This is a genomic window from Amycolatopsis sp. NPDC043885 (genome assembly GCF_056435685.1).
Window position 1 is genome coordinate 56,713 of the sequence record NZ_JBWKEA010000008.1, and the last position, 22,954, is coordinate 79,666.

At 69.0% G+C, this 22,954-nt stretch carries 22 protein-coding genes; 10 read left to right on the forward strand and 12 right to left on the reverse strand.

The window, feature by feature from the left end; translation table 11 throughout:
- Nucleotides 1-2: 2 nt before the first annotated feature.
- Genes AC069I_RS23330 through AC069I_RS23345 form a run of 4 tightly spaced genes read right to left on the reverse strand, consistent with a single transcriptional unit; the run spans nt 3 to nt 3,789 of the window.
- Complete coding sequence (locus AC069I_RS23330; RefSeq protein WP_478266395.1) at nt 3-1,172, reverse strand: class I SAM-dependent methyltransferase; 1,170 nt, start codon at nt 1,170-1,172, stop codon at nt 3-5.
- A gap of 1 nt (nt 1,173) precedes the next feature.
- Entirely contained in the window at nt 1,174-2,136 is a 963-nt protein-coding gene (locus AC069I_RS23335) for a methyltransferase domain-containing protein (protein WP_470276583.1), read from the reverse strand.
- Nucleotides 2,137-2,141: 5 nt separating this feature from the next.
- Nucleotides 2,142-2,921 (reverse strand): enoyl-CoA hydratase/isomerase family protein, encoded by a 780-nt coding sequence (locus AC069I_RS23340; RefSeq protein ID WP_005167845.1) that lies wholly within the window; start codon nt 2,919-2,921, stop codon nt 2,142-2,144.
- Between the two features lie 55 nt (nt 2,922-2,976).
- A complete protein-coding gene (locus AC069I_RS23345) occupies nt 2,977-3,789 on the reverse strand; it encodes an ABC transporter ATP-binding protein (protein WP_126732852.1) in 813 nt (270 codons plus the stop codon).
- A 321-nt stretch (nt 3,790-4,110) separates the two neighbouring features.
- Here AC069I_RS23345 and AC069I_RS23350 point away from each other — a divergent pair, with 321 nt between their 5' ends.
- Nucleotides 4,111-4,659 (forward strand): cysteine dioxygenase, encoded by a 549-nt coding sequence (locus AC069I_RS23350; protein WP_478231715.1) that lies wholly within the window; start codon nt 4,111-4,113, stop codon nt 4,657-4,659.
- A complete protein-coding gene (locus tag AC069I_RS23355) occupies nt 4,656-5,051 on the forward strand; it encodes a rhodanese-like domain-containing protein (protein WP_478266396.1) in 396 nt (131 codons plus the stop codon). The genes AC069I_RS23350 and AC069I_RS23355 overlap by 4 nt, the downstream gene beginning before the upstream one ends.
- Before the next feature lie 4 nt (nt 5,052-5,055).
- Here AC069I_RS23355 and AC069I_RS23360 read toward each other — a convergent pair whose 3' ends face one another.
- Entirely contained in the window at nt 5,056-5,889 is an 834-nt protein-coding gene (locus AC069I_RS23360; RefSeq protein ID WP_478228521.1) for a hypothetical protein, read from the reverse strand.
- Between the two features lie 104 nt (nt 5,890-5,993).
- The gene (gene glgP, locus AC069I_RS23365; RefSeq protein WP_478228522.1) at nt 5,994-8,534 is read right to left on the reverse strand and encodes an alpha-glucan family phosphorylase; all 2,541 of its coding nucleotides are present in this window, start codon (nt 8,532-8,534) and stop codon (nt 5,994-5,996) included.
- Between the two features lie 138 nt (nt 8,535-8,672).
- On the opposite strand from glgP, the gene AC069I_RS23370 reads away from it, so the two are divergent.
- Entirely contained in the window at nt 8,673-10,142 is a 1,470-nt protein-coding gene (locus AC069I_RS23370) for a neutral zinc metallopeptidase (protein ID WP_478228523.1), read from the forward strand.
- Nucleotides 10,143-10,339: 197 nt separating this feature from the next.
- On the opposite strand, the gene AC069I_RS23375 is transcribed toward AC069I_RS23370, so the two are convergent.
- Nucleotides 10,340-11,302, reverse strand: coding sequence for a tetratricopeptide repeat protein (locus AC069I_RS23375; RefSeq protein WP_478266397.1), 963 nt, complete (start codon nt 11,300-11,302; stop codon nt 10,340-10,342).
- Nucleotides 11,303-11,399: 97 nt separating this feature from the next.
- Here AC069I_RS23375 and AC069I_RS23380 point away from each other — a divergent pair, with 97 nt between their 5' ends.
- A complete protein-coding gene (locus tag AC069I_RS23380; RefSeq protein WP_478231720.1) occupies nt 11,400-11,816 on the forward strand; it encodes a hypothetical protein in 417 nt (138 codons plus the stop codon).
- 1 nt (nt 11,817) lies between these two features.
- On the opposite strand, the gene AC069I_RS23385 is transcribed toward AC069I_RS23380, so the two are convergent.
- Complete coding sequence (locus AC069I_RS23385) at nt 11,818-12,117, reverse strand: thiamine-binding protein (protein WP_005167823.1); 300 nt, start codon at nt 12,115-12,117, stop codon at nt 11,818-11,820.
- Between the two features lie 87 nt (nt 12,118-12,204).
- Between AC069I_RS23385 and AC069I_RS23390 the strand changes: the two genes are divergently transcribed.
- On the forward strand, nt 12,205-12,705 hold the full coding sequence (locus AC069I_RS23390) for a MarR family winged helix-turn-helix transcriptional regulator (RefSeq protein WP_478228526.1): 501 nt from the start codon (nt 12,205-12,207) through the stop codon (nt 12,703-12,705).
- A 65-nt stretch (nt 12,706-12,770) separates the two neighbouring features.
- Here AC069I_RS23390 and AC069I_RS23395 read toward each other — a convergent pair whose 3' ends face one another.
- From AC069I_RS23395 to AC069I_RS23410, 4 genes are all read right to left on the reverse strand, one after another.
- Nucleotides 12,771-13,136: a DUF3817 domain-containing protein gene (locus tag AC069I_RS23395; RefSeq protein WP_478228527.1), complete on the reverse strand. Its 366-nt coding sequence runs from the start codon at nt 13,134-13,136 to the stop codon at nt 12,771-12,773.
- Nucleotides 13,137-13,339: 203 nt separating this feature from the next.
- A complete protein-coding gene (locus AC069I_RS23400; protein WP_478266398.1) occupies nt 13,340-15,727 on the reverse strand; it encodes a GH92 family glycosyl hydrolase in 2,388 nt (795 codons plus the stop codon).
- Between the two features lie 105 nt (nt 15,728-15,832).
- Nucleotides 15,833-17,122, reverse strand: a complete 1,290-nt coding sequence (locus AC069I_RS23405) for a flavin monoamine oxidase family protein (RefSeq protein WP_478266399.1) — start codon at nt 17,120-17,122, stop codon at nt 15,833-15,835.
- Between the two features lie 82 nt (nt 17,123-17,204).
- A complete protein-coding gene (locus AC069I_RS23410; protein ID WP_478266400.1) occupies nt 17,205-17,810 on the reverse strand; it encodes a TetR/AcrR family transcriptional regulator in 606 nt (201 codons plus the stop codon).
- Between the two features lie 206 nt (nt 17,811-18,016).
- On the opposite strand from AC069I_RS23410, the gene AC069I_RS23415 reads away from it, so the two are divergent.
- From AC069I_RS23415 to AC069I_RS23435, 5 genes are read left to right on the forward strand one after another with little or no spacing between them, the layout of a single operon-like run.
- A complete protein-coding gene (locus AC069I_RS23415) occupies nt 18,017-19,003 on the forward strand; it encodes a LacI family DNA-binding transcriptional regulator (protein ID WP_478228531.1) in 987 nt (328 codons plus the stop codon).
- The gene (locus tag AC069I_RS23420; RefSeq protein WP_478228532.1) at nt 19,000-20,055 is read left to right on the forward strand and encodes a class I mannose-6-phosphate isomerase; all 1,056 of its coding nucleotides are present in this window, start codon (nt 19,000-19,002) and stop codon (nt 20,053-20,055) included. Before AC069I_RS23415 ends, AC069I_RS23420 begins: the two co-directional genes overlap by 4 nt.
- A complete protein-coding gene (locus AC069I_RS23425) occupies nt 20,052-20,816 on the forward strand; it encodes an ATP-binding cassette domain-containing protein (protein ID WP_478228533.1) in 765 nt (254 codons plus the stop codon). The genes AC069I_RS23420 and AC069I_RS23425 overlap by 4 nt, the downstream gene beginning before the upstream one ends.
- Nucleotides 20,813-21,874, forward strand: coding sequence for an ABC transporter permease (locus AC069I_RS23430; RefSeq protein WP_478266401.1), 1,062 nt, complete (start codon nt 20,813-20,815; stop codon nt 21,872-21,874). Before AC069I_RS23425 ends, AC069I_RS23430 begins: the two co-directional genes overlap by 4 nt.
- A gap of 31 nt (nt 21,875-21,905) precedes the next feature.
- Nucleotides 21,906-22,895 carry an ABC transporter substrate-binding protein gene (locus tag AC069I_RS23435; protein WP_478228534.1) on the forward strand — a complete coding sequence of 330 codons (990 nt, stop codon included), beginning with the start codon at nt 21,906-21,908 and terminating at the stop codon, nt 22,893-22,895.
- Nucleotides 22,896-22,954 lie beyond the last annotated feature (59 nt).

Genomic DNA, 22,954 nt, shown 5'->3' on the forward strand with positions numbered 1-22,954 from the left:
CCTCACGTCAGCTGTGCGCGGCAAAGGAACGCTACTCCAGAACGACCGATTCTGGTCAGTACCAAAGTAGCTTCTTCACCACCGCGAGGTTTCAGCTTGCGCCGCAAGGCATCCGGGTCTATGTCGAGACCTCGGACGAGGATCTCCAATCGACCGATATCGTGTTTTTTCAGTAATACACGAAGATTCTTCTCGCTGTACGGTCCGTGCTCGAATACCCGGAACGCCCGGATTCCCGGCGGAGGAGTGTCCCCCGTCAGGTACGCGATACGCTCGTCGAGCTGCCACAAACCGTGCCGCGCCGCGTAATGCCGCACGAGCCCGGCCCGGACGACGGCGCCGTCGGGGTCGACGATCCATTCTCCCGGCTCACGCGCGGGGATCTCGTCGGGATCGGCGTCGGTGACCGTCCACTGTGTACCGTCCGAACGCAGGACCGTCGCGCGGCGTGACACCGTCGAGCCAACACCGCGCCACAGGCAGGCCTCGCGGACCTGACCGTCCAAAGAGACCAGTTCGACCTCGTCCGCCCAGGGCGCGATGGAGAAATCGAGGCCCGGCGCGCATTTGACCGAAAGCTCGCGTCCCGGATAGGCGTCGACCAAACCGTCCAGCGGCGGCAGGAAATCGGCGGGCTTCCACGCCCGGCGCCCGGCGGAGTCACGGCGGGCGGGATCGGCGACGACGACCGATGCCCGGCTGACCGGCCGCAAGGCGTCGGCCCTGAGCAACGCCGGCGACACCCCAGCCTCGGAAGCGTTGTGGCGCGCCATCTCCAGGCGGATCTCGTCCAGATCCGAACCCAGCGCCTTCGAAGCGACGCGGGCGATCTCGATCAGGTCCGCGCCGACGGAACACGTCACGTCGTGGACGTCGCGACCAACGAGCCGCGCGGCCCGGTGCCGGGCGACCAGCGTGGCGCTGGCCTGCTGGAGGGCGTCGCCGGTGAAGAGCCACGAGCCCGCGGCGTCCAGTTTGGGCGACGACTTCCGCCGGAGCACCACCGTTTCCAGTACCGCGGCCGCGTGGTCCGGGGCGATCCGGCGCACGGCGGCGACGTCGGCGATACGGGTCTTGTCGGTCAGCGGGAGGGCCGAGCATTCGGCGAGCGCCGCGCTTCCCGCGCCGGAGCGCAGGAAGGCGACGTCGTCGAGGGTGAAGTGGTACGGCAACCTACGATCGCTTGGTACCGGTGATCATCACGTTGTAGAACAGCTCGCGCGGCAGCACCTTGGCGAGCAGCTTCTTGTCCAAAGCGGACAGCCGCAGCCACAGCCGGTACGCGAACAGACGCCAGCGCAGGGTCAGCTTCTCCTGCGGTACAGCGGCTTCGAAGGTCCGGATCGGCCAGCCCGCGAGCGCCGCGGCGAACTCCTCGGTGACCGCGCGGACGTCCTGCGCGCCCGCGCCGCGGGCCATCGACTCCAGTTCGGACGGGTCGAAGGTGTGGATGTCGACCACGGCCTCCAGCGCGGCCGCGCGGGAGGACTCGTCGAGTTCCTCTTGCGGACGCCGCCAGCCGTTCAGCACCGGGAGCTTGGTCAGGTTGGTGGTGAGGTACCACGTGATCTGGCCGAGCTTGCGCGCGTAGAAGTCGCCGACCTTGGTCGGCTCGCCCGCGAAGACGAACCGTCCGCCCGGCTTCAGCACCCGCAGCACCTCGGCGAACGCCGCGCGGACGTCCGGGATGTGGTGCAGCACGGCGTGCCCGACGACGAGGTCGAAACTGTTGTCCTCGTACGGGATCCGCTCCGCGTCGGCGACCCGGCCGTCGACGTCGAGGCCGAGGTTCTCGGCGTTGCGCAGCGCGACCTGCACCATGCCCGGCGAGAGGTCGGTGACCGAACCCTTCTTGATCACCCCGCCCTGCATCAGGTTGAGCAGGAAGAAACCGGTACCGCTGCCCAATTCCATCGCGGTCGGGTACGGCTGGCCGTCTTCACCGGCGACGGCGTTGAACACGTCCGTCGCGTAGGAGATGCAGCGCTCGTCGTAGGAGATGGACCACTTCTCGTCGTAGGTCCCGGCTTCCCAGTCGTGGTAGAGCACGTTGGCGAGCTTGGGGTCGCCGAAGGCGGCCTTGACCTCTTCGGCGGTGGCGTGCGGATTCGGCGCCGGATCGTTCACCTGCGTCATCGCGCTTACTTCCCCTCGAAGGTGGCCTTGCCAGGGCCGTTTTCGATGAACGACTTCATGCCGTTGCGCTGGTCCTCGGTCGCCCAGAGCGCGGCGAAGAGGTGGGATTCGAGCTTGAGACCGCTCGCGAGGTCGGTGTCGAGACCACCGTCGATGGCGGCCTTCGCGGCGCGCAGCGCCACGGCCGGGCCGTTCGCGAACTGCGAGGCCCACTTGTGCGCGGCGGCGTAGACGTCGTCCGGCGCCACGACCTCGTCGAGGATGCCCAGCGCGAGGGCCTCTTCGGCCTTCACGAAACGGCCGGTGAACACGAGGTCCTTGGTCTTGCTCGGGCCGATGAGCCGCGCCAGGCGCTGCGTGCCGCCGGCGCCGGGGATGACGCCGAGCTGGATCTCCGGCTGGCCGACCTTGACGTTGTCGCCGGCGATCCGGCGGTCGGCGGTCAGCGCGAGTTCGAGCCCGCCGCCCAGCGCGTAGCCGGTGATGGCCGCGACGACCGGCTTCGGGATGTTCGCGATGGTGGCCAGCGACGCCGTCAGCGCCGCGCCGAACTTCGCGATCTCCGGGTAGGTGCGCTCGGCCATCTCCTTGATGTCCGCGCCACCCGCGAAGGTCTTCTCGCCGCCGTAGAGGATCACGGCGCGCACGTCGTCGCGCTCGGAGGCCTCACGGGCCGCTTCGGCCAGCTCGGCCTGCACCTGGTTGTTCAGCGCGTTGACCGGCGGGCGGTCCAGCCGGATCGTGCCGACCCCGCCTTCGACCTCGAGACTTACGAACTCTCCCACGCCGTCCTCCTTAACCGTCCAAGACAGATTGCAGGCTACCGGTCAGTACGACCCGTCAGCGGCGACGGGCGAAGAAGCGATCACCGGACCGTTCGAGCAAGAGGTCCTGATCGAACGTCTTGGACAGGTTGTCGCTGGTCACGACGTCGTCCACGAGTCCGGAAGCGACCGCGCGGCCGTCGCGCAGCAACAGCGCGTGGGTGAATCCCGGCGGGATTTCTTCCACGTGATGGGTGACGAGCACCATGGCCGGGGCCTCGGGGTCGAGTGCCAGCTCCGAAAGGCGGGCGACGAGGTCCTCGCGGCCGCCGAGGTCTAGCCCGGCGGCGGGCTCGTCGAGCAGCAGCATCTCCGGGTCGGTCATCAGCGAACGCGCGATCAGCGTCCGCTTGCGCTCGCCTTCCGACAGTGTGCCGAAGGTGCGGTCGGCCAGGTGCGCGATGCCGAGGGCGCCCAGGAGCTCCATGGCGCGGTCGGTGTCGAGGCTGTCGTACTCCTCACGCCAGCGGCCGACGACGGCGTAACCGGCGCTCACCACGACGTCGACGACGCGCTCCTCGCCCGGCACACGCTGGGCGATCGCGGCCGAGGTGAACCCGATCCGCGGGCGCAGCTCGAAGATGTTGACCTTGCCGATCCGGTCGCCGAGCAGGTCGACCGTTCCGGTGGTCGGGTGGAGTTCGGCCGCGGCCAGCCGGAGCAGGGTGGTCTTGCCCGCGCCGTTCGGGCCGAGCACCACCCAGCGCTCGTCCAGTTCCACGGTCCAATCGAGGTCGGCGAGGAGGTCGTTGCCTGTTCGGCGGACCCCGACACCGGTCATCCTCACCACGAGGTCGTCAAGTTCGCTGGGCTGGATCGGCTCGCTCACGCGCCCATTGTGTCCGCACTCGCGCGCGTGTGTGCACCGGGCCGCCGGTCGGTGGAAAGCGGCTGGTCCAGGAAGTGGGACGAAGCGACTCTTGGCGGGACACTGTGGCACCATCGACGGCGTGATCAGGTCCGTGTCCGCCGCCTTCCCCGTCATCGGGGGCTCTTTCTGGCGCCGCCGGACCATCGACCTGCTCCTCGTCGCCTCGTGCGGGTGTACCACCGCGCGACACGGCTGAGTTCCCCTCTTCCGACGGCACCCCGTGTCGCGCCGCGCTCGGCCCTGCTTCCGCGCCCGCGAACCTTCACGAGGAGCCTCTCCGTGACCACGTCCATCACGCCCCGCCAGGATTTCGAGATCCACCCGCAGCTGGCCGATCCGCTGCTCCCCGAACTGCTGCACCCCGATCGCCTGCTCTGGACGTCCCGCGAACTGGCCGAGCTGACCTCCACGGTCACCACCGAGCTGACCTCGGGCCTGCGCGGCCTGCTGCGTTTCGACCCCGATCACCGCTGGTGGGCGCGGCTCGCGCTGACCGACGGCGTCGAACTGTGGCTGCTGTCGTGGCTGCCCGGCCAGCAGACCAAACCGCACGACCACGGCGGCGCTTCCGGTTCGTTCACCGTGCTGCAGGGCGAGATCGGCGAGGAGTACCGCTACCCCGGCGGCCCGGTCCGGCGCCGCACCCACGTCGCGGGCGAAGGCATCGGCTTCGGCGCGGGGCGGGCGCACCAGGTGACCGGCATCGGCACCGAGCCCGCCGCCAGCGTCCACGCCTACTCGCCGCCGCTGGTCGCGACGCGCGAATACGCCACGCTCGCCGACGTTCCCGCCGAGATCCCCTCGCTCACCCCGATACTGGGCCGATGAGCGCGATCGACGCACTGCTGGCCACCGCCCGGTCCGGTCTGGACCGGGCGGAGCCCGAGCGGGCGCTGCGGCTGCAACGCGACGGTGCCCTGATCGTGGACATCCGCCCGTATGTCAACCGGGCCGAAGAGGGCGAGATCCCCGGCTCGGTGGTCGTCGAGCGGATCCACCTCGAGTGGCGGCTCGCACCGGACAGCGAATGGCGGCTGCCGGAGGTGAAACCGGACTCGACGGTGATCGTCGTGTGCAACGAGGGTTACTCGTCGAGCCTCGCCGCCGCCGACCTGCAGCGGCTCGGCCTGCCGGGTGCCACCGACCTCGAAGGCGGGTTCCGGGCCTGGCGTTCGGCGGGTCTCCCGATCCGGGAGGGCGGCACCCCCGCCATTCCCTGAACCGCTACCGGCGGACCGCCAGCCTGGCGACCGACTCCGGGGAGAGCGGGAGCGCGGCGTGGATCCCGGCGCCTCGCGTCGGCCTGGGGTTGACCAGCACGCCCGTCGCCGCGGCACGGCCGGCGGCCGCGAGCACGACCTCACGGCCGGTCCGGTGCCGGATCCGGCCCCAGCCCATGCCGGTGACGGCGCGGTACTCGGCCAGCAACCGCTCGTCGGTGAAGACGCAGAGCCAGTCGCCGTGCGCGCCGAGCCGGGCCGGGACCGGGGCGCCGGCTTCGTCCGCCGGGCCGCACACCGTGCCGTCGAGGAACATCCGCATGACCGAGGGAACGGGGTCGCGCGGAGCGCCACCGGGCTGTTCCGGTCCCGGGCGGACGTTCTCGGCGATCCACCGCGAAGCGAGCCTGAAGTCTTCGCCGGTGAGGTCCTCCTGGAAACCGTCGAGACTGTTCTTGACGCTCCCCAGGAAGTCGTAGAACCGCCGGGTGCAGGTCCGCTCGGAGACCGGCACCCGGCCACGGCCGACCATGGTCCTGATCCGCCCGACCATGCCCGCCCCGCCGTGCACCGGATCCACGCCGAGGTTGTAGGCGGTCCAGACGATCTCGGGCATGAGCGGGTCGGCGAACCGCTCGAGAACACGGTTCAGCCGCAGAAGAACGATTTCGCGCACCCGGCCGGGCTCGGCGTCCTCGGCGATCCCCCAGATGCCCCGCAGTTCCGGCCCCAGCGCTTGGCTCAGCCCCTCCTGCCGGATCCCGGCGCGGGAGTGGACATGGTGCAGCCGGTCCTTGGCTCTGCGCGATGTTTTCGTTTCCTTAGCCGAAGCCACCATTCCTCCGCCGTTCGGGAAGGGCCCGGCAAAGTGTATTTCACCTGGCCGTTCCGCATTGTCCGGCGGAAATCAGGAATCGGCGGTTTCTTTTGTTCGGTACCGGCCTAAGCGTGGACGACCCGCGCCAGTTCCGCCGGCGTGGCCAGCAGACGGTGTTTCGGCAGCACACGGACGGTGTAACCGATGGAGCCGGGATGCGGCAGTTTCAGCCGCGCCGCGAACGCGCCGATCCCGTCACCCGACATCGGGACGGTGACGGGGTCGCTCAGTTCGTCCCCGTCACCCACCTTCCCGACGACGGCCTGAACGTCCACTTCGGACGGTTCGAGTCCGGCGAGGTCGATCCGCGCCCGGATGGTCACCTCGGTCCCGGTGACCATCGGCGCGGAGTCCTCGACGAGCAGTTCGGTGTCGAAGATCCGCACCCGCGGCCAGGAGACGTCCAATTTGGTCCGGTAGTCGGCCAGCGACAGCGCGCCGCGGTATCCGTCGCCGGTGGCTTCGGCGACCATGCGCGAGGCGGGCAGATACCCCGATTCGACGTACTCACGCACCATCCGCGAAGCCTGCACGCGCGGCCCGAGGGTCTCCAGCGTGTGCCACACCATCGACATCCAGCCGCCGGGAACGCCATCGGCGCCGCGGTCGTAGAACAGCGGCGCGATCTGGTGGCCCAGCAAGTCGTAGAGCGCGGCGGCCTCCAGTTCGTCGCGGCGCAGCGGGTCGGTGACGCCGTCCGCGGTCGGGATCGCCCAGCCGTTGCTGCCGTCGTAGCACTCGTCCCACCAGCCGTCGCGGATGGACAGGTTGAGGCCGCCGTTGAGCGCGGACTTCATCCCCGAGGTGCCGCACGCCTCCAGCTGCCGCACCGGCGTGTTCAGCCAGACGTCGCAGCCGCGGTAGAGGTAGCGCGCCATGGACATGTCGTAGTCCGGCAGGAACACGATCCGGCGCCGGACCTCGGGATCGTCGACGAACCGGACGATCTGCTGGATCAGCTGCTTGCCGCCCTCGTCGGCCGGATGCGACTTGCCCGCGACGACGAGCTGGATCGGGCGCCGCTCGTCCAGCAGCAGCGCGCGCAGGCGATCCGGGTCGCGCAGCATCAGCGTGAGCCGTTTGTACGTCGGCACGCGGCGCGCGAAGCCGACGGTCAGCACGTCCGGGTCGAAGACCGTGTCGGTCCACCCGAGTTCGAGCGCGGACGCGCCACGCTGCATCCAGGCGGCCCGCACCCGGCGCCGCACCTCCGCGACGAGCTTCTCGCGCAGCTCCCGTCGCAGCGCCCACAGCTGCTCGTCGGTGACGCCGTCCCGCAGCGGCTTGCCCTGACCGCCGTCGAGACCCAGCTCCTCGTGGTTGCGCCCGAGCAGCGCGCTCAGCTCGCGCGCCACCCAGGTCGGCCCGTGGACGCCGTTGGTGACCGACGAGACCGGCACCTCGTCGAAGTCGAACCCGGGCCACAGCCGCGAGAACATCCGCCGCGACACGCGACCGTGCAGCGCGGAGACGCCGTTCGCGCGCTGGGCGAGCCGAAGTCCCATGTGCGCCATGTTGAACAGGCCGGGGTTGTCCTCCGCGCCGAGCGCGAGCACGCGGCGCGGGTCGACGTCCGGGACCAGCCTGCCGTCGGTGAAGTACCGCTGGACGAGGTCGACGGGGAACCGGTCGATCCCGGCGCTCACCGGGGTGTGCGTGGTGAACACGGTGCCGGCGCGGACGGCGGGCAGCGCCTCGTCGAACGCCAGCCCGTCGGCCTGGATGATCTCGCGGGCGCGTTCCAGCCCGAGGAATCCGGCGTGGCCTTCGTTGGTGTGGAACACCTTCGGCTGCGGATGCCCGGTCAGCTCGCAGTAGCGCCGCACCGCGCGGAAGCCGCCGATCCCGGCCAGGATCTCCTGGCGGATGCGATGATCGGCGTCGCCGCCGTACAGCCGGTCGGTGACCGCTCGCAGGTCCTCGTCGTTGGCCTCGGTGTCGGTGTCCAGGAGCAGCAGCGGGATCCGGCCGACGCGGGCCTTCCAGATCTGGGCGTGCAGTGTGCGCCCGGCGGGCATCGCGACGTCGACCAGCACCGGCTTGCCGCCGTCGGTCACGAGCTCCAGCGGGAAGGCGTTCGGATCGATCACCGGGTAGTGCTCGACCTGCCAGCCGTCGAGCGACAGCGCCTGCCGGAAGTACCCGGCGCGGTAGAGCAGCCCGACACCGACCATCGGCACGCCGAGGTCCGACGCCGCCTTGAGGTGGTCACCGGCGAGCACGCCGAGGCCGCCGGAGTAGTTCGGCAACGCCTCGGTGACCCCGAACTCCATGGAGAAGTACGCGACGGCGGGCGGGAGGTCGGCGTCGTCCTGCTTCTGGTACCAGCGCGGCTCGGCGAGATAGCGGTCCAGATCGGCGACCGCCTCGCGCGCGTGGGCGAGGAAGGCGTCGTCGACGGCGAGTTCGTCGAGCCGGGCCGGTGGCAGGGCGGTGAGCATCCGCAGTGGGTCGCGGACGCGGTTGAACAGCTCCGCGTCCATCGACGCGAACAGGTCGCGCGTGGGCGGGTGCCAGGTCCAGCGCAGATTCGTGGCGAGGTCACCGAGGCCGGAGAGCGACTCCGGCAGGCTCGCGCGGACGGTGAACCGGCGGACTGCTCTCATGAGGAGCGACCATATCGGCAGCGCCCCTCCCCCGCTCAAGACCCACTTCGGGGATTACCTGCACGCGGGCCATAAGCGCTGGGTAGGGTCCCTGCTTGCCGGAGTACGCGGCCCGGTCGGGGCCCTGACGACAAGCGAGTGAACATGATCCAAGGGGGAGCGCGGGGTATACGCCGCCCGGCTCTGATCGCGGTCGTGACGGTGCTGGCCCTCGGGCTGAGCGCTTGCAGCGACAAGGGAGGCTCGACCGGCCAGCAGGGCAGCCAGCCGGGCGCCGGTGACATCGCCGGTCTGCCGGTCACGCATTTCGAGAGCGGGCTGAAGCCGAACGCGCCCAAGCCGGACCTGCAGGTCCGCAACGAGGACGGCTCCGAAGACGACCAGCTCGCCATCGCCGCGATCGCCGACGCGCAGGCCTACTGGACCGAGGTCATGCCGCGCGACTTCGGGCAGCCGTACGAGCCGCTGAAGTCACTGCTGTCCTACAGCGCGAAGACCGACAACGAAGAGACCGAATGCGGGAGCGTCAAGAAGCTCGTCAACGCGTTCTACTGCCCGCCGGGTGACCTGGTGGCGTGGGACCGCGGCGTGCTGCTGCCCATGCTGCGCGAACGGTTCGGGAAGATGGCGGGCGCCGTCGTACTCGCGCACGAACTCGGGCACGCCGTGCAGTACCGGCTCGGCGAGAAGGCCAGCATCAAGAAGAACACCCCGTCGATCGTCAAGGAGCAGCAGGCCGACTGCTTCGCCGGCGGCTACTTCCGCTGGGTCGCCGAGGACAAGAGCAAGTTCTACCGCGTCTCCACGTCCGAGGGCCTCAACCAGGTCATGGCGTCGCTGTTCCTGATCCGCGACCAGGCTGGCACCAGCGCGACCAAACAGGGCGCGCACGGCACGGCGTTCGACCGCACGTACGCGTTCCAGGTCGGGTTCGAGAAGGGCCCGAAGGAATGCGCGGCGATGAACGAGGAGAACATCAAGGCGCGGATCACCGAGCGCCCGTTCGACAAGGGTGACAAGGGCAAGGGCGACTCGAAGTTCAATGCCGAGGTCGTCGGGATCCTCAAGAAGAGCCTGGACAAGGCCTTCGAGGGCGCCGGCGTCCCTGGCCCGGAGATCACCGAGGACGGCAACGGCAGCTGCCCCGGCGGCCCGAGCACCCCGCCCGCGTCGTACTGCCCGTCGAACAACACCGTCAGCATCGACATGGCCAAGCTGCGCGAACTCGCCCAGCCGGTCGACCAGCAGGCGGAATGGGAAAGCGGGCACAGCGAGGGCAAGGGCGACTTCGCCGCGTTCTCGGAAATCGCGTCCCGGTACGCGATGGGCATCCAGAAGGGTGTCGGCGCGTCGATCGACAACGCGAACGCGGGGCTGCGCACCGCCTGCCTGGTCGGCGCGTGGGCGAAGGCCAGCACCGTGCCCGGCGCGACGCTGCGGCTTTCCTCCGGCGACCTCGACGAGGCCATTTCGGACCTGCTGAGCCCGGAGAGCCTCGTCTCGGCCGACGTCAACGGCAAGCGCGTGGACAACGGTTTCGAGCGGATCGAGGCACTGCGGAAGGGCTACCTGGAGAGCTCGTCGGTCTGCTCGACCCAGTACGGCTGATCGGTCCGGTCACCGCTCCCTGAAGTGCCATGAAAGGTCCTTTCCTTGCAAATTTTGCAAGGAAAGGACCTTTCATGGCGTTCGGGGGGGGCGAAACCTGGCTCGGGAGCGCACGGGCTGGACGCCCCTGGGTACGTGAAGGCCCCCTTCCTCGCGCCTGGCGCAAGGAAGGGGGCCTTCATGTACCGAAAGAAACCTCAGTAGAGCGCGCTCGCCAGATCCCGCCGCGCCTTCATGACGCGCTCGTCCGCCGAGTCGAACAGGTCGAACAGCGCCACCAGGTGCTCCCGCACCTTGTTGCGCTCGTCGCCCGCGGTACGCCGCACGACGGCGATCAGCCGCGCGAAGCCCGCCTCGGGCTGCTGCCCCGCGACTTCGAGGTCGGCGGCGGCGAGCTGGGCGTCGAGGTCGGCCGGGTCGGCGTCGGCCTTCGCGACCGCGTCCGGGCCCGCGGCCTCGGCGCGGGCGGTGAACTTGACCTGCGCGAGCGCGGTCTTGGCCTCCTCGTTCGCGGGCTCGACGTCGAGGATGCGCTCGTAGGCCGCCTGCGCCGCGGCGAAGTCACCGCGTTCGAAGGCCTCTTCGGCCTCGGTGAACCGCGGATCCTCCGGCACCTCGACACCGCCGCCGTCCTGCTCGGCGGCCTTGATGCCCGGCAGCCGGTCGCGCAGCGCGTCGAGCAGCGAGCCGAGCCACTTGCGGATCTCGGGTTCGGGCAGCGCGCCCGAGAACGCGTCGACCGGCTGGCCGCCGCCGATGGCGATGACCGTCGGGATGGACTGCGCGCCGAAGAGCTGCGCGATGCGCGGGTTGGCGTCGACGTCCACCTTCGCGAGCATCCAGGCACCACCGGACTCGGCGGCGAGGCGCTCCAGCACCGGGCTGAGCTGCTTGCACGGGCCGCACCATTCGGCCCACAGGTCGACGACCACCAGCTGCTGCAGGGAGCGCTCGACGACCTCGGCCTGGAACGTCGCCTCGGTGACGTCGATCACGGTGCCACCCACGGCGGGGGTGGCACCGTCTGTCGGGCGAGGTGGGGCAGGAGGCTGTTTCTGGGGCGCCTCGGCACGCGCCTTGAGCGCGGAAAGGTCGACCGCGCCGGAAAGCGCGGCGGAGAGGGCCGCCGTCTTCGATGCTGATCCGCGTGGGTGTGTCACGGTTCCATCCTGGCACGCATCCCCGAGCGTTTCACCGCATGCCCCCGGCTACCCGCTTGGCAGGACGGTCACGTTCCGGCAGGCTCGCCACGAGGGGGTGATCGACATTCCGACACGCAGGACGGCCACGGTGGCAGTCGCGATCGCCATCGCCATCACGTGGGTGAGCGTCATCACGGTCCTGATCGCCCATCAACCCGACCCCGGTGTCGCCAGTCCCGGGCAACTCCGGGAGGCCCTCACCGCCGCGCTCAACGAACACGACGTCGAGGCCCTCTCCGAACTCATCGACTATCCGCCCGCTTCGGCGGGCGACTTCGCGAAGTCCTATATCGACGCGCTGGCCGACCGTGGCGCCCACGACGTCACGGTGAAGTTCGCCCCGGACGATCTCGCGCCGACTTCGGCGACCGTCAGCGGAAAATTGGGCGACGGCAGTTCTTTCGGCTATCCGGTGGCCATCACGGTCAAGGACAGGCTGTGGCTGGTCTCGTTCACCCCGCCACTCCCCTGACTCATTCGCTCAGGTGCTTCTCGACGCGCTCCACCTTCGCGGTCAGCTGGCCTTCGTAACCCGGCCGGATGTCGGCCTTGAGCACCAGCCCGACCCGCGACGAACCCTCGCCCGCCGCCTCGACGGCCCGCTTGACGACGTCCATCACTTCGTCCCACGAACCCTCGATGTTCGTGAACATGGCGTTGGTCGAATTCGGCAGGCCGGACTCCCGCACCACTTTCACCGCACGGGCGACCGCTTCGCTGACCCCGCCGTCTTCCTCGGCCGCGGACGGGCTGACACTGAAGGCCACGATCATGTTCTGCTCCTCGTTCAGACGCTTTTCCCACGCATAACACCCGGTGGTGCGGCGTGGCACGGGTACCCGCTGGTAACTTCGAGCGCCATGAGCCGTCCGTTGCCGTTCGACCCGATCGCCCGCGCGGCGCAGCTGTGGGAGGCCCGTATCGGGCCGTCCGAGACCATGGCCGCGGTGACCGGGATCATGCGCGTGCAACAGATCATCCAGTCCGCGGTGGACGGTGCGCTCAAACCGCACGGGCTGACCTTCGCCCGGTACGAGGCGCTCGTCCTGCTGACCTTCGCCCGCGCGTCCCGGCTGCCGATGCGCGTGATGGGCGAGCGGCTGCAACTGCATCCGACGAGCGTCACCAACATCGTCGACAGGCTGGAGAAGGACGGCCTGGTCAAGCGCGTGCCGCATCCGACCGACCGCCGGACCACGCTGGTCGAGATCACCGGCGAAGGCCGCGCACGCCGCGAAGAGGCCACGAAGGCGGTCACCGAAATCGACTTCGGGCTGACCGGGCTCACCGGCAAGCAGACCGAGCAGCTGACCGACCTGCTCACCAAGGTCCGCAAGGCCACCGGCGACTTCACCGAATAGCGCGTGAAGGCCCCCTTCCCTCGGCTGAGCCGAGGGAAGGGGGCCTTCACGCGCTTAAAAGAAGATCAGGCGGCGGCGGTTTCCGGGGTCTTGGCGAACAGGCCGACCCCACCGTGCGAGAGCCGCTGCGGGCCGTCCAGCTTGCCGTTGCGCAGCGCCCAGGACTCGAACAGCCAGGTGAACAGCGGCGGGATGCTGGAGAGCAGCGCGAGGATCAGGGTCTTCGGGCGCCAGCCGAGCGGCTTCGCCACGGACAGGGAGACCAGCACGTAGAGGACGAACACGACGCCGTGCACCATGCCGAGGACGGGAACGCCGCCCTCGCCGAGCTTGACGCCGTACTTGAGGAACATCCCGACCAGCAGCCCGGCCCACGAAAGGGCTTCGGCTACCGCGGCCACGCGGAATACTAGAGCGGCCTTGCTGGACACTTTCTCCTCCTGTGGGGTCTCACCACTGTGTGTGTCTAAATGACTACGTCCGACGAGCACTGTCCAAGGCGGACTCGCCAAGAACGTCAACAGCGCTGTCGGACGTGGTAATACCAGTGTGAGGCGTGACGACGCTCACCGGAACACCGGGGGCCGTGATGCTCCTCACGACCCCCGGTACGAACCGGTCTAAACCACTCGGATCACCCGGCGCAGGGCGATTTCGGGGCACCTTCGGGACCGGTCGCCCACGTCGCCTTCGACGGGTCGTCCGTGAGCTTGAAGTCCAAAGTGGTCCCTCGCGTCAACTGTTCCAACCCGACATACGCCCGCTGCGAACCGGCTCCCAGTCCTTGGACGTACTGGAGCTTCGACCCGTCGGCGCCGTCGGCCTTGATGGTGATGTCACGGCCGTTCTCCAGACGCACCACGGACTTCTCGAACCGCGGCGCGTTGAGCACGAACTGCCCGGTGCCCGGCACCGCCGGATACAGCCCCAACGCGCTGAAGACGTACCACGCGGACATGGTCCCGAGGTCGTCGTTGCCGGTGACACCGTTGGGCGCGTTGGTGAACAGCGTGTGCGCGGCGCGAACGACAGCCGAGGTCTTCCACGGCTGCCCGGTCAGCGTGTACATCCAGGGCGAGTGCAGATCCGGCTCGTTGTTCGGGTTGTAGCGGAACTGGTTGTAGTAGTTGTACGGGCCGACGACCCATTCCTCGCGCACGGTCTTCGCCGGGTCATTGACCAGATCCCCGTAGGCGAAGAAGTCGTCGAGCCGCTCGCCGACGTTCTCCTTGCCGCCCATGCGCTCGACGAGTCCGGGGACGTCCTGCTGGGTCAGCCACTGGTACTGCCACGACGTGCCCTCGTGGAAGCCGTCCTGGCTTTGCGGGTCGAACGGCTTGCCCGCCGGGCTGAACCATTCGCCGCCCTCGACTTTGGGCCGGTAGAACCCCGTGAAGCCGCGGTCGGTCACCGAGGAGTCCCACAGTGTGCGATAGCTGCGCCCCTTCTCCGCCAAGGCCTTCGCGTCTTCCTGCTTGCCGAGACCGGCGGCCATGATCGACAGCGAGCAGTCCGCGAGCGCGTATTCCAGCGTGGCCGAAGCGCCGTGGTTCGGGTCGGTGTCCTGACCCTTCTTCGGGAAGTCCTTGTCGTACTGGACGAACCCGTCCTTCTGGTAGCTCGCGTTCCCCGAGCGGCCCTGGAACGGCGACGACGCGGGCGGGATCTCCCGCGAGTTCTGCAGAAGCGCCTGGTAGGCCTTGAATTCCTGGCCGGACAGCGCACCGAACCGCCACAGGTCGACCAGGAACGGGGTGACCGGATCGCCGGTCATCGTGTTCGTCTCCTGGTTCGCGTACGCCCAGCGCGGCAACCAGCCGCCCTGGTCGTGGATGGCGAGCACGGATTTCGCGACGTCCTTCGCGCGCGCCGGCCGCAAAAGCGCGAGCAACTGGTTCTGCGTGCGGTAGGTGTCCCACAGCGAGAAGAACTCGTAGTACGTCCAGCCCAGCGCGCGGTGGATCTTGTCGTCGAACCCACGGTAACGGCCGTCGGCGTCGTTGCCGGTCAACGGCTGCAGGAGCGCGTGGTACAGCGAGGTGTAGAACACCGTGCGGTCGTCCTTCGTACCGCCCTTGATGTCCACTGAGGACAGTTCCTTGCGCCAGGCGCGCTGTGCGCCGTCCCGGACCGCGTCGAACGAACGCCCCTTCTCCGAGGCCAGGTTGAGCTTCGCGCCGGAAGCGTCCACATGGGAGATCGCCGTCGTCGCGGTGACCTGCCCGCCGCCGAAGGTCAGCCACGCGCCACGCAGCCCTTCACCACCGGCGGACTCCTTCGAGCCCGGGGTACCGCCCGTCGGCGACCAGGTACCGAAGGACTTGAACGGCTTGTCGAACGTCGTGGTGAACCAGGTCTTGTACGGTTTGCCGCCGCAGAACGCCTGCGACTCCACCATGCCCTCGACCGTCCGATCGCCGACGACGCGGATCTGGCTCGCCGTCACGGGTTCCTTGTCGTTGGCCTGCCCGACGTTGACGAAGACGTTCGCGTCGCCGGACTTCGCGAAGGTGTACCGCTCGACGCCGGTCCGCGTGGTCGCGGTGGTCTCCGCGTCGACGCCGCCGTAGCCGGTGAGCCGCACCTTGTAGTAGCCGGGCTTCCCGACCTCGCCCTCGTGCGTGTACGGCGAGGCGTACTTCCTGTGGTCGAACGTCTCGGGTTTCGTGGTGTCGAACGCCGCGCCGGGCCCGACCGCGCCGGTGGTGGGCAGGGTCGACACGAGACCGCCCTGTTCCCAGCAGCCCGCGCCGGACAGGAAGAAATGCCCGAAGCCGCGGATCGCGGTGTCGTCGTAGCGGTAGCCGGCGTAATGCGAGGAAATCGGGCTGACCTGCGTCATCCCGAAAGGCGCCGAAGCGCCGGGGAAGGTGTTGCCGTCGTCCTTGGTGCCGATGAAGGTGTTGACCGCGTCCACGGAGTCGCCACCGGGCGCCGCCGCCGCGGCGGGCGTGACCAGCCCGGCGGGGACGACGAGCGCGGTGAGCAATCCGGCGACGCGGATCGAAGTACGTGCGGGCATGGGAAAGGCCGCCTCCTGACAACGTTGTCGCTGCCTGTTCACCTTCGACAAGAACAGACCAGTTGGTCAAGAGGGCCGCCAAACCCTGTCCATTTCGGGACAAGCTCACCTGAGCGCTTCGGCCACCTCTCGCGCCGCGCGTTCGCCGGCCTCGATGGCGCCGTCGAGGTAACCGGGGTGCTCGCGGGCGGTTTCCGAACCCGCCCAGTGCACATGCCCGGCCGGAGCCGACGGAAGCGGCGGGAAACCGTCGGTCGTGCCCGGCACGGGAAGCGCGGTGTAACCACCACCGACGTGCTCGTCGAGATGCCACGCCTTTTCGTGCCAGCCCACGGGTTCGAGCACGGCGGAGCCGAGATGCGGGACCAGCGGCCCGAGCAGCGCGTCACGGCGGGCAGCGGTGTCCAGTTCGTCGAGCCGCCGCGCCCGGGGTCCGCCGACCAGCACGCACAGGTGTCCGGGCCCGCCGGGGGCGGTCGTGTCGAACACCGTGTGTCCGACACCGTCCAGGACGAGGAACTCCCCGTTCGAGCGCTCCCGCCAGAACGGCCGCTCGTAGACGGCGATCGCCTTGTGCACCGTCCCCATGTACGAGTTCTTTTCCAGATCGAGCCGCTGTCGCGGAAGCGTGGGCTCGTGCGCGATCCGGGCGGCGACCGGCGGTGGCACGGCGATGACGACCTTCGCTGCCCGCAGGGTGTCCGTCCCGGTCCGCACGGTGACCCCGTCGACGTCACGGTCGATCGAGGTGACCGCCGCCCCGGTCCGCACCCGTGAGCCGAGTTCGGCGGCGAGACCGTCGACGAGCGCCCCCATGCTCTCGGCGAGCAGGGCCTCCTGCGCCCCGCCTGCCGTCGAGAGCATGGTCCGCAATCCGCCCTGCGCGCGGATCATCCTGGTCATCGCTTCGACGGAGAACCGGTCGAGGTCGGCGGTCCACGACACCGCGGCCACCGCCTCCAGCAACCCTCGGGCCCGGCGGCCCGGCACCGCGCGCAGCACCGATCCCAGCGTCGTGCGGTTCCACCGTTTCGGCGTGCCCGTCCTGCCCAGCACTCCCGCCGCGACCAGCGCGAGACCGGCGGGCAGCAGGGCGGGCGACCAGAGCGGCACCCGCCGGCCCGCCTCGATCAACACGGGATGCGGCCCGGTGTGCATGGGGAACTCGGTGGCGCCGAATTCGGCCGCCAGCGCCCTGACCCGATGATGGTCGGCCCCGATCCACTGCCCGCCGAGGTCGAGCCGGGAACCCAGCGCGGTCGTCTCGCTCAGGACACGTCCGCCGATCCGGCCGGCGGCCTCCAGTACGACTACTTCGACGCCTCGCCGGTGCAGAGCACGTGCCGCCACCAGCCCGGACAAACCGGCACCGACGACCACGACAGTCGTGTCCATTCGTCAACCTCCGCAATTCAGTCAGTCGTATGACTTGACCTTAGAGCAGCTTACGGCGACCCGCAACGATGCCGGTCAGACCTCAGACAGGCCGGATGTCCACCGAGGCGATGAGCATCCCGATGACGGTTTCGAGGTCGGCGCGAGCGCGCTCTTCGTCGGGTTCGCAGACGTACTGCACGATGAGCCCGTCGACGCCGGCGAGCATGACCCTGGCGAGCCGCTCGTAGGGCAGCGCGCACTGCTCGCCCGCGTTGACGGCCGCCTCCCGGCACCAGTCGGTCAGCACCGTGACGTAGCGCCGGTACTGCCAGCTCGCCATGCTTTCCTGCCCCGGCTTGCGGAGCGCGTAATGGAGCAGTTCGCCCTGCATCAGCTGCAGCTTGACGTGATCGGCGACCAGCTCGGACCAGAAGCTCGTCAGTCCCTGGCGGATCGCGTGCGCCAGCCCCCGGTCGAGTTCGACCGTCCCGGTCAGCACGGTCGAGATCTCCTCGACCACGTCCTCGATCACGGCCCGCAGCAGCGCTTCCTTGCTGGAGAAGACGTACTGCAACGTGCCGAGCGGGACGTCGGCTTCGGCCGCGACCGCCCGCAAGGTCGTCGCGGCGACGCCGTCGCGCTGCATCACTTCGCGGGCGGCGGCGACGAACTGCCTGCTGCGCACCGACGCTTCGACATACGGCATTCCGCACTCCCCTCGATCGGACAAGACCCTGCCACAGCGGGGCACGAAGCCCCGGCCCGCGTAACGGTTCGACTTCGGAAGGCGCCTCCAGGACGAACCGGGCATTGACATCACCGCGCCGCTGGCGTTCAATTCCCGCCACTATGACAACGTTGTCTTCCAGCGGACCGGACAACGGCCACCGCACTACCGGCCGACGGGCCACGATGAGTGACGTGGCCCGGCTCGCGGGCGTGAGCATCAAAACCGTCTCGCGAGTGGTGAACGACGAGCCCGCCGTCCATCCGGACACCGCGGAGCGCGTCATGGCGGCGATCGAGCAGCTCGGGTTCCGGCGCAATCTCGGCGCGCGGAACCTGCGGCGCGGCTCGACGACCGGGACGATCGGCCTGATCGTCGAGGATGTCGGAAACCCCTTCTACTCCGAGCTCAACCGGGCCGTCGAACGTATCGCGACCTCGTTCGGCCGCCAGGTACTGACCGGTTCGTCGGAGGAGAACTCCGACCGCGAACGCGAACTGGTCCTGGAGTTCTGCTCCCGTCGCGTCGACGGCATCCTCGTCGTCCCGGCCGGGATGCAGCACGGCTACCTGGTCCCCGAGATGCGCGCGGGCACGCCCGTGGTGTTCCTCGACCGGCCCGCCGGCGACATAGTGGCCGACACGGTGCTGGTCGACAACATCGGCGGCACCGTCGAAGCGGTCGCCCACCTCGCGAAACACGGCCACCGCCGGATCGCGTTCCTCGCCGACAGCCCGGACATCTTCACCGCGGGCGAACGGCTGCGCGGCTTCCGCGAAGGCTGTGTCCGCAACGGGATCCCCTACGACGAGCACCTTGTCGTGATGCGTACGCCGACCGCCGAGAGCGTCGGCGACGCCGTACGGCGGCTGCTCACCGGGCCGAATCCGGCCACCGCCGTGATCGCGGGCAACAACCGGGTCGCCGTCCACCTGCTGCGCGCGCTGGCGCACGCGGAGCGGCGTCCCGCGATGATCAGCTTCGACGACTTCGAACTGGCGGATCTGCTGGATCCGCCGGTCTCCGTGATCGCGCACGACGTGAGCGCGTTGGGCCGGGCGGCCGCGGACCTGCTGTTCGCCCGGGTCCAGGGAGATCAATCCGCACCGAGAAAGGTAGTTCTGCCCGTGCACCTCGTAGCCCGCGGTTCCGGGGAGGTCGCCCCTTCATGAGCGGCCACCTCGAACCGATCCGCCTGCCGGCGAACCAGCCGCCGCAGTTCTACCGCGGCGGCGACGCCATCGCCGCGTTGCGGGGCGCCCCCTCGGAGTCGAAATTCGGCCCCGAAGACTGGGTCGGCTCGGCCACCACGATGTTCGGCCAGGAGACCAACGGCCTGACCAAGCTGCCCAGCGGGGTCTGGCTCCGCGACGCCGTCCGTGAGAACCCGTCCGCGTGGCTCGGCGCCAAGCACGTCGAGGCGCTCGGCGATTCGACCGGCCTGCTGGTGAAGCTGCTCGACGCGGGCCAGCGCCTGCCGGTGCACTTCCACCCGTCCGACTCGTTCGCGAGGCGGCACTTCGACTCGCACTTCGGCAAGACCGAGGCGTGGATCGTGGTCGGCACCTACGGCGACGACCCGCGCGTCTACCCGGGGTTCAAGGAGACCGTCGACAAGGCGACGGTCAACGAATGGGCCCGCACCCAGGACGCGCCCGCCATGCTCGGAGCGCTGAACAGCGTCGCGGTGACGCCCGGCGACACGGTGTACATCCCGGCGGGCCTGCCGCACGCGATCGGCGAAGGCGTCTTCGTCGTCGAGCTCCAGCAGCCGACCGACTTCTCGCTGACCCTGGAATGGCGGGACTTCCTGGCGAACCCGGAGAAGGCGCACCTCGGGATCGGCTTCGAGAGCGCCATCGAAACCCTGGACACCTCCGGCTGGGACGAAGAACGGCTCGGCTCGATCGTCAAGCGCACCGCGGCCGACGAAGCGTCCACTGTGGACCTCCTCGCCGACGGCAGTGACGCGTTCTTCCGCGCCGACCAGCTCCGTCCCGCCGTTTCCGGTAGGTCGACAACGTTGTCACTCGATCCGTCGTTCGCGGTGCTGGTCGTCATGGACGGTTCGGGCACGCTCCGCACCGAACACGGCGGCGAATACTTGCTGCGCAAGGGCGAGACGTACGTGGTCCCGCACGACGCCGGACAGTCCACTGTGGAGGGGGAGGTCACCGTCATCCGCTGCCGTCCGCCCGCACCCGAGAAGAGGGAGCGATCGTGAGCGAACTCCTGCTCGACGCACAGAACCTGGTCAAACGCTACGGCTCGGTGGAGGCGCTGCGCGGCGCGTCGTTCCAGGCGCGGGCCGGTGAGGTCACCGCGCTGATCGGCGACAACGGCGCCGGGAAGTCCACTTTGGTCAAATGTCTGTCCGGCGCGGAACAGCCGACGTCGGGCAGCATCCTGCTCGACGGTGCCGAAGTGGTGCTGGACTCCCCCACCACGGCACGGCGGATGGGGATCGAGACGGTGTACCAGGACCTCGCGGTCGCACCGGAACTCGACCCGGCCGCGAACCTGTTCCTGGGCAGGGAGATCCACCGCAAGGGGATCCTCGGCAAGCTCGGGATGCTGGACAAGAAGGAGATGAAGCGCCAGGCCGTCGAGGAGTTCCAGCGGCTCGGCGTGACCCTGCAGAGCACCGACGTCCCGATCGGCTCGCTTTCGGGCGGGCAGCGGCAAAGTGTCGCCGTCGCGCGGTCGGTCGTCTGGGCGTCGAAGGTCGTGTTCATGGACGAGCCGACGGCCGCGCTCGGCGTCGTGCAGCGCGAACGCGTGCTCGACGTGATCAAGAAGGTGCGGGACAAGGGCATCGCCGTCGTGCTGATCAGCCACAACATGCCCGAGGTGCTGTCGGTGGCCGACCGCGTCGAGGTGCTGCGGCTCGGCAAACGCGTCGCCCGGTTCACCGGCGCCGACACGAAACTGGAAGACCTGGTCGCCGCGATGACGGGCGCCCTCGTACAAGAGGAGGCGGCGTGACCGTGTCCACTCCGACGAAGAACGGCCCCGAGATCCAGACCTCGGTGGACGGTGGTTTCGGCAAACGATCGATCGGCCAGCGGTTGATCGGGGCGAACACGTTCTGGATCGCGCTGGTGCTGCTGGCGCTGATCATCGTGTTCACCGCGATCGCGCCCGCCGAGTTCGCGACGCTGTTCACCTTCCAGACCCTGCTCATCGAGACCTCGGTGCTGCTGGTGCTCTCGGTCGGCATGACGTTCGTGATCATCACCTCCGGTATCGACCTCTCGGTCGGTTCGGTGCTGATCTTCGCGGGCATGGTGGCGGGCAAGACGATGGAGGCGCTCAGCCTGGACGGCGACGCGACGAAGGCCGGATGGGGCGTCATCACCGCCGGACTCGTGGCGGCCGTCGTCGCGGGCACGATCTGGGGCCTGATCAACGGTTTCCTGATCGCGGTGGCGAACATCCCGCCGCTGATCGTCACGCTCGGCACGATGGGTGCCGCGCTCGGCGCCGCGTACCTGCTGAACAACGGGTCCGACGTGCGCAGCGTCCCGACCGAGCTCAACAAGACGCTCGGCTACGGGACGTCGTTCGGCGGCGTGCCGAATCTGGTGCTGGTGGCCGTGGTCATCACGCTGATCGGCGCCTGGCTGTTGCACACCACCAAATTCGGCCGCTACACCTACGCCGTCGGCTCCAACGCCGAGGGCGCGCGCCGAGCGGGCATCGGGGTGACCGCGCACCTGCTGAAGGTGTACACGCTCACCGGTTTCCTCGCCGGTGTCGCCGGTTTCCTCTCGCTGGCGTACTACGCGTCGACGACCATTTCGGCGCACACCACCGACAACCTCAACGCCATCGCCGCCACGGTGATGGGCGGGACGAGCCTCTTCGGCGGTGTCGGTTCGGTGCTGGGCACGGTGATCGGCGTGTTCATCCCTGCCGTGCTGAAGAAGGGCTTCAACATCACGCAGGTCCAGGACTTCTGGCAGATGATCGCGGTCGGCGCGGTGCTGATCGCCGCGGTCTGGTTCGACCAGCGGCGCCGTCGTCGCCGCAACTCTCGTTAGTTCTCCCTACGCACAAAGAGGTGCATTCCCCATGAAGAAGACCCTGCTCGCCGCCGGTGCCGCCGTTTCCGCGGCCCTCCTGCTCACCGCGTGCGGCGGTGGCACCGTCGGCGAGGCGCCGTCGGGCGATTCCGGCGCCAAGACCAACAACAAGAAGCTGTCGCTCATCCCGGGCGTGCAGGCCGAGCCGTTCTACATCTCGATGCAGTGCGGCGCCGAGGCCGAGGCCAAGAAGGCGGGCTACGAGCTCACCACGCAGGCCCCGCAGAAATTCGACGCGGCCATGCAGACCCAGCTGGTCAACGCGCTGGGCTCCAACCCGCCCGCCGCGCTGCTCATCGCGCCGACCGACGCGCAGGCGATGCTCGCGCCGATCCAGCAGGTCAAGAACCGCGGCGCGAAGATCATCGAGGTCGACACCGCGCTGAAGGACACCAGTGTGGCCGAGTCGTCGATCTCCTCGGACAACGCCGAGGGCGGCAAGCTCGCCGCGAAGACCATGGCGGAGCTGGCCGCGGGCAAGACCGGGTCGGTGCTGGTTCTCGACACCATCGCGGGCACCTCGACCACGAACACCCGCGCGAAGGGTTTCGAGGACGAGCTGAAGAACCACCCGAACCTGAAGTCGGCGGGCGTGCAGTTCACCCAGAACGAGCCCGACCAGGCCGCGTCCAAGGTGACCGCCGCGCTGGCCTCCACCCCGGACCTGATCGGCATCTTCGCGACCAACCTCAACACCGGTGAGGGCGCCGCGACCGGCCTGCGGAACGCGGGCAAGATCGGCGCGGTCAACCTGATCGGCTTCGACGCTTCGCCGTCGGAGATCGAGGGCCTGAAGAAGGGCGAGTACCAGGGCCTCATCGCGCAGGACCCGGCCGCCATCGGGCAGCAGGGTGTGCAGCAGGCCATCGCGGCGCTGGAGGGCAAGCCGGTGACGCGCAATCTGACCGCTTCGCTGCACTCCATCACCAAGGCGAACATGGACGCGAACGCTCAGTACTTCTACAAGCAGAGCTGCTGACGCGCCTCGGTACTGCTATGAAAGGTCCTTTCCTTGCAAATTTCGCAAGGAAAGGACCT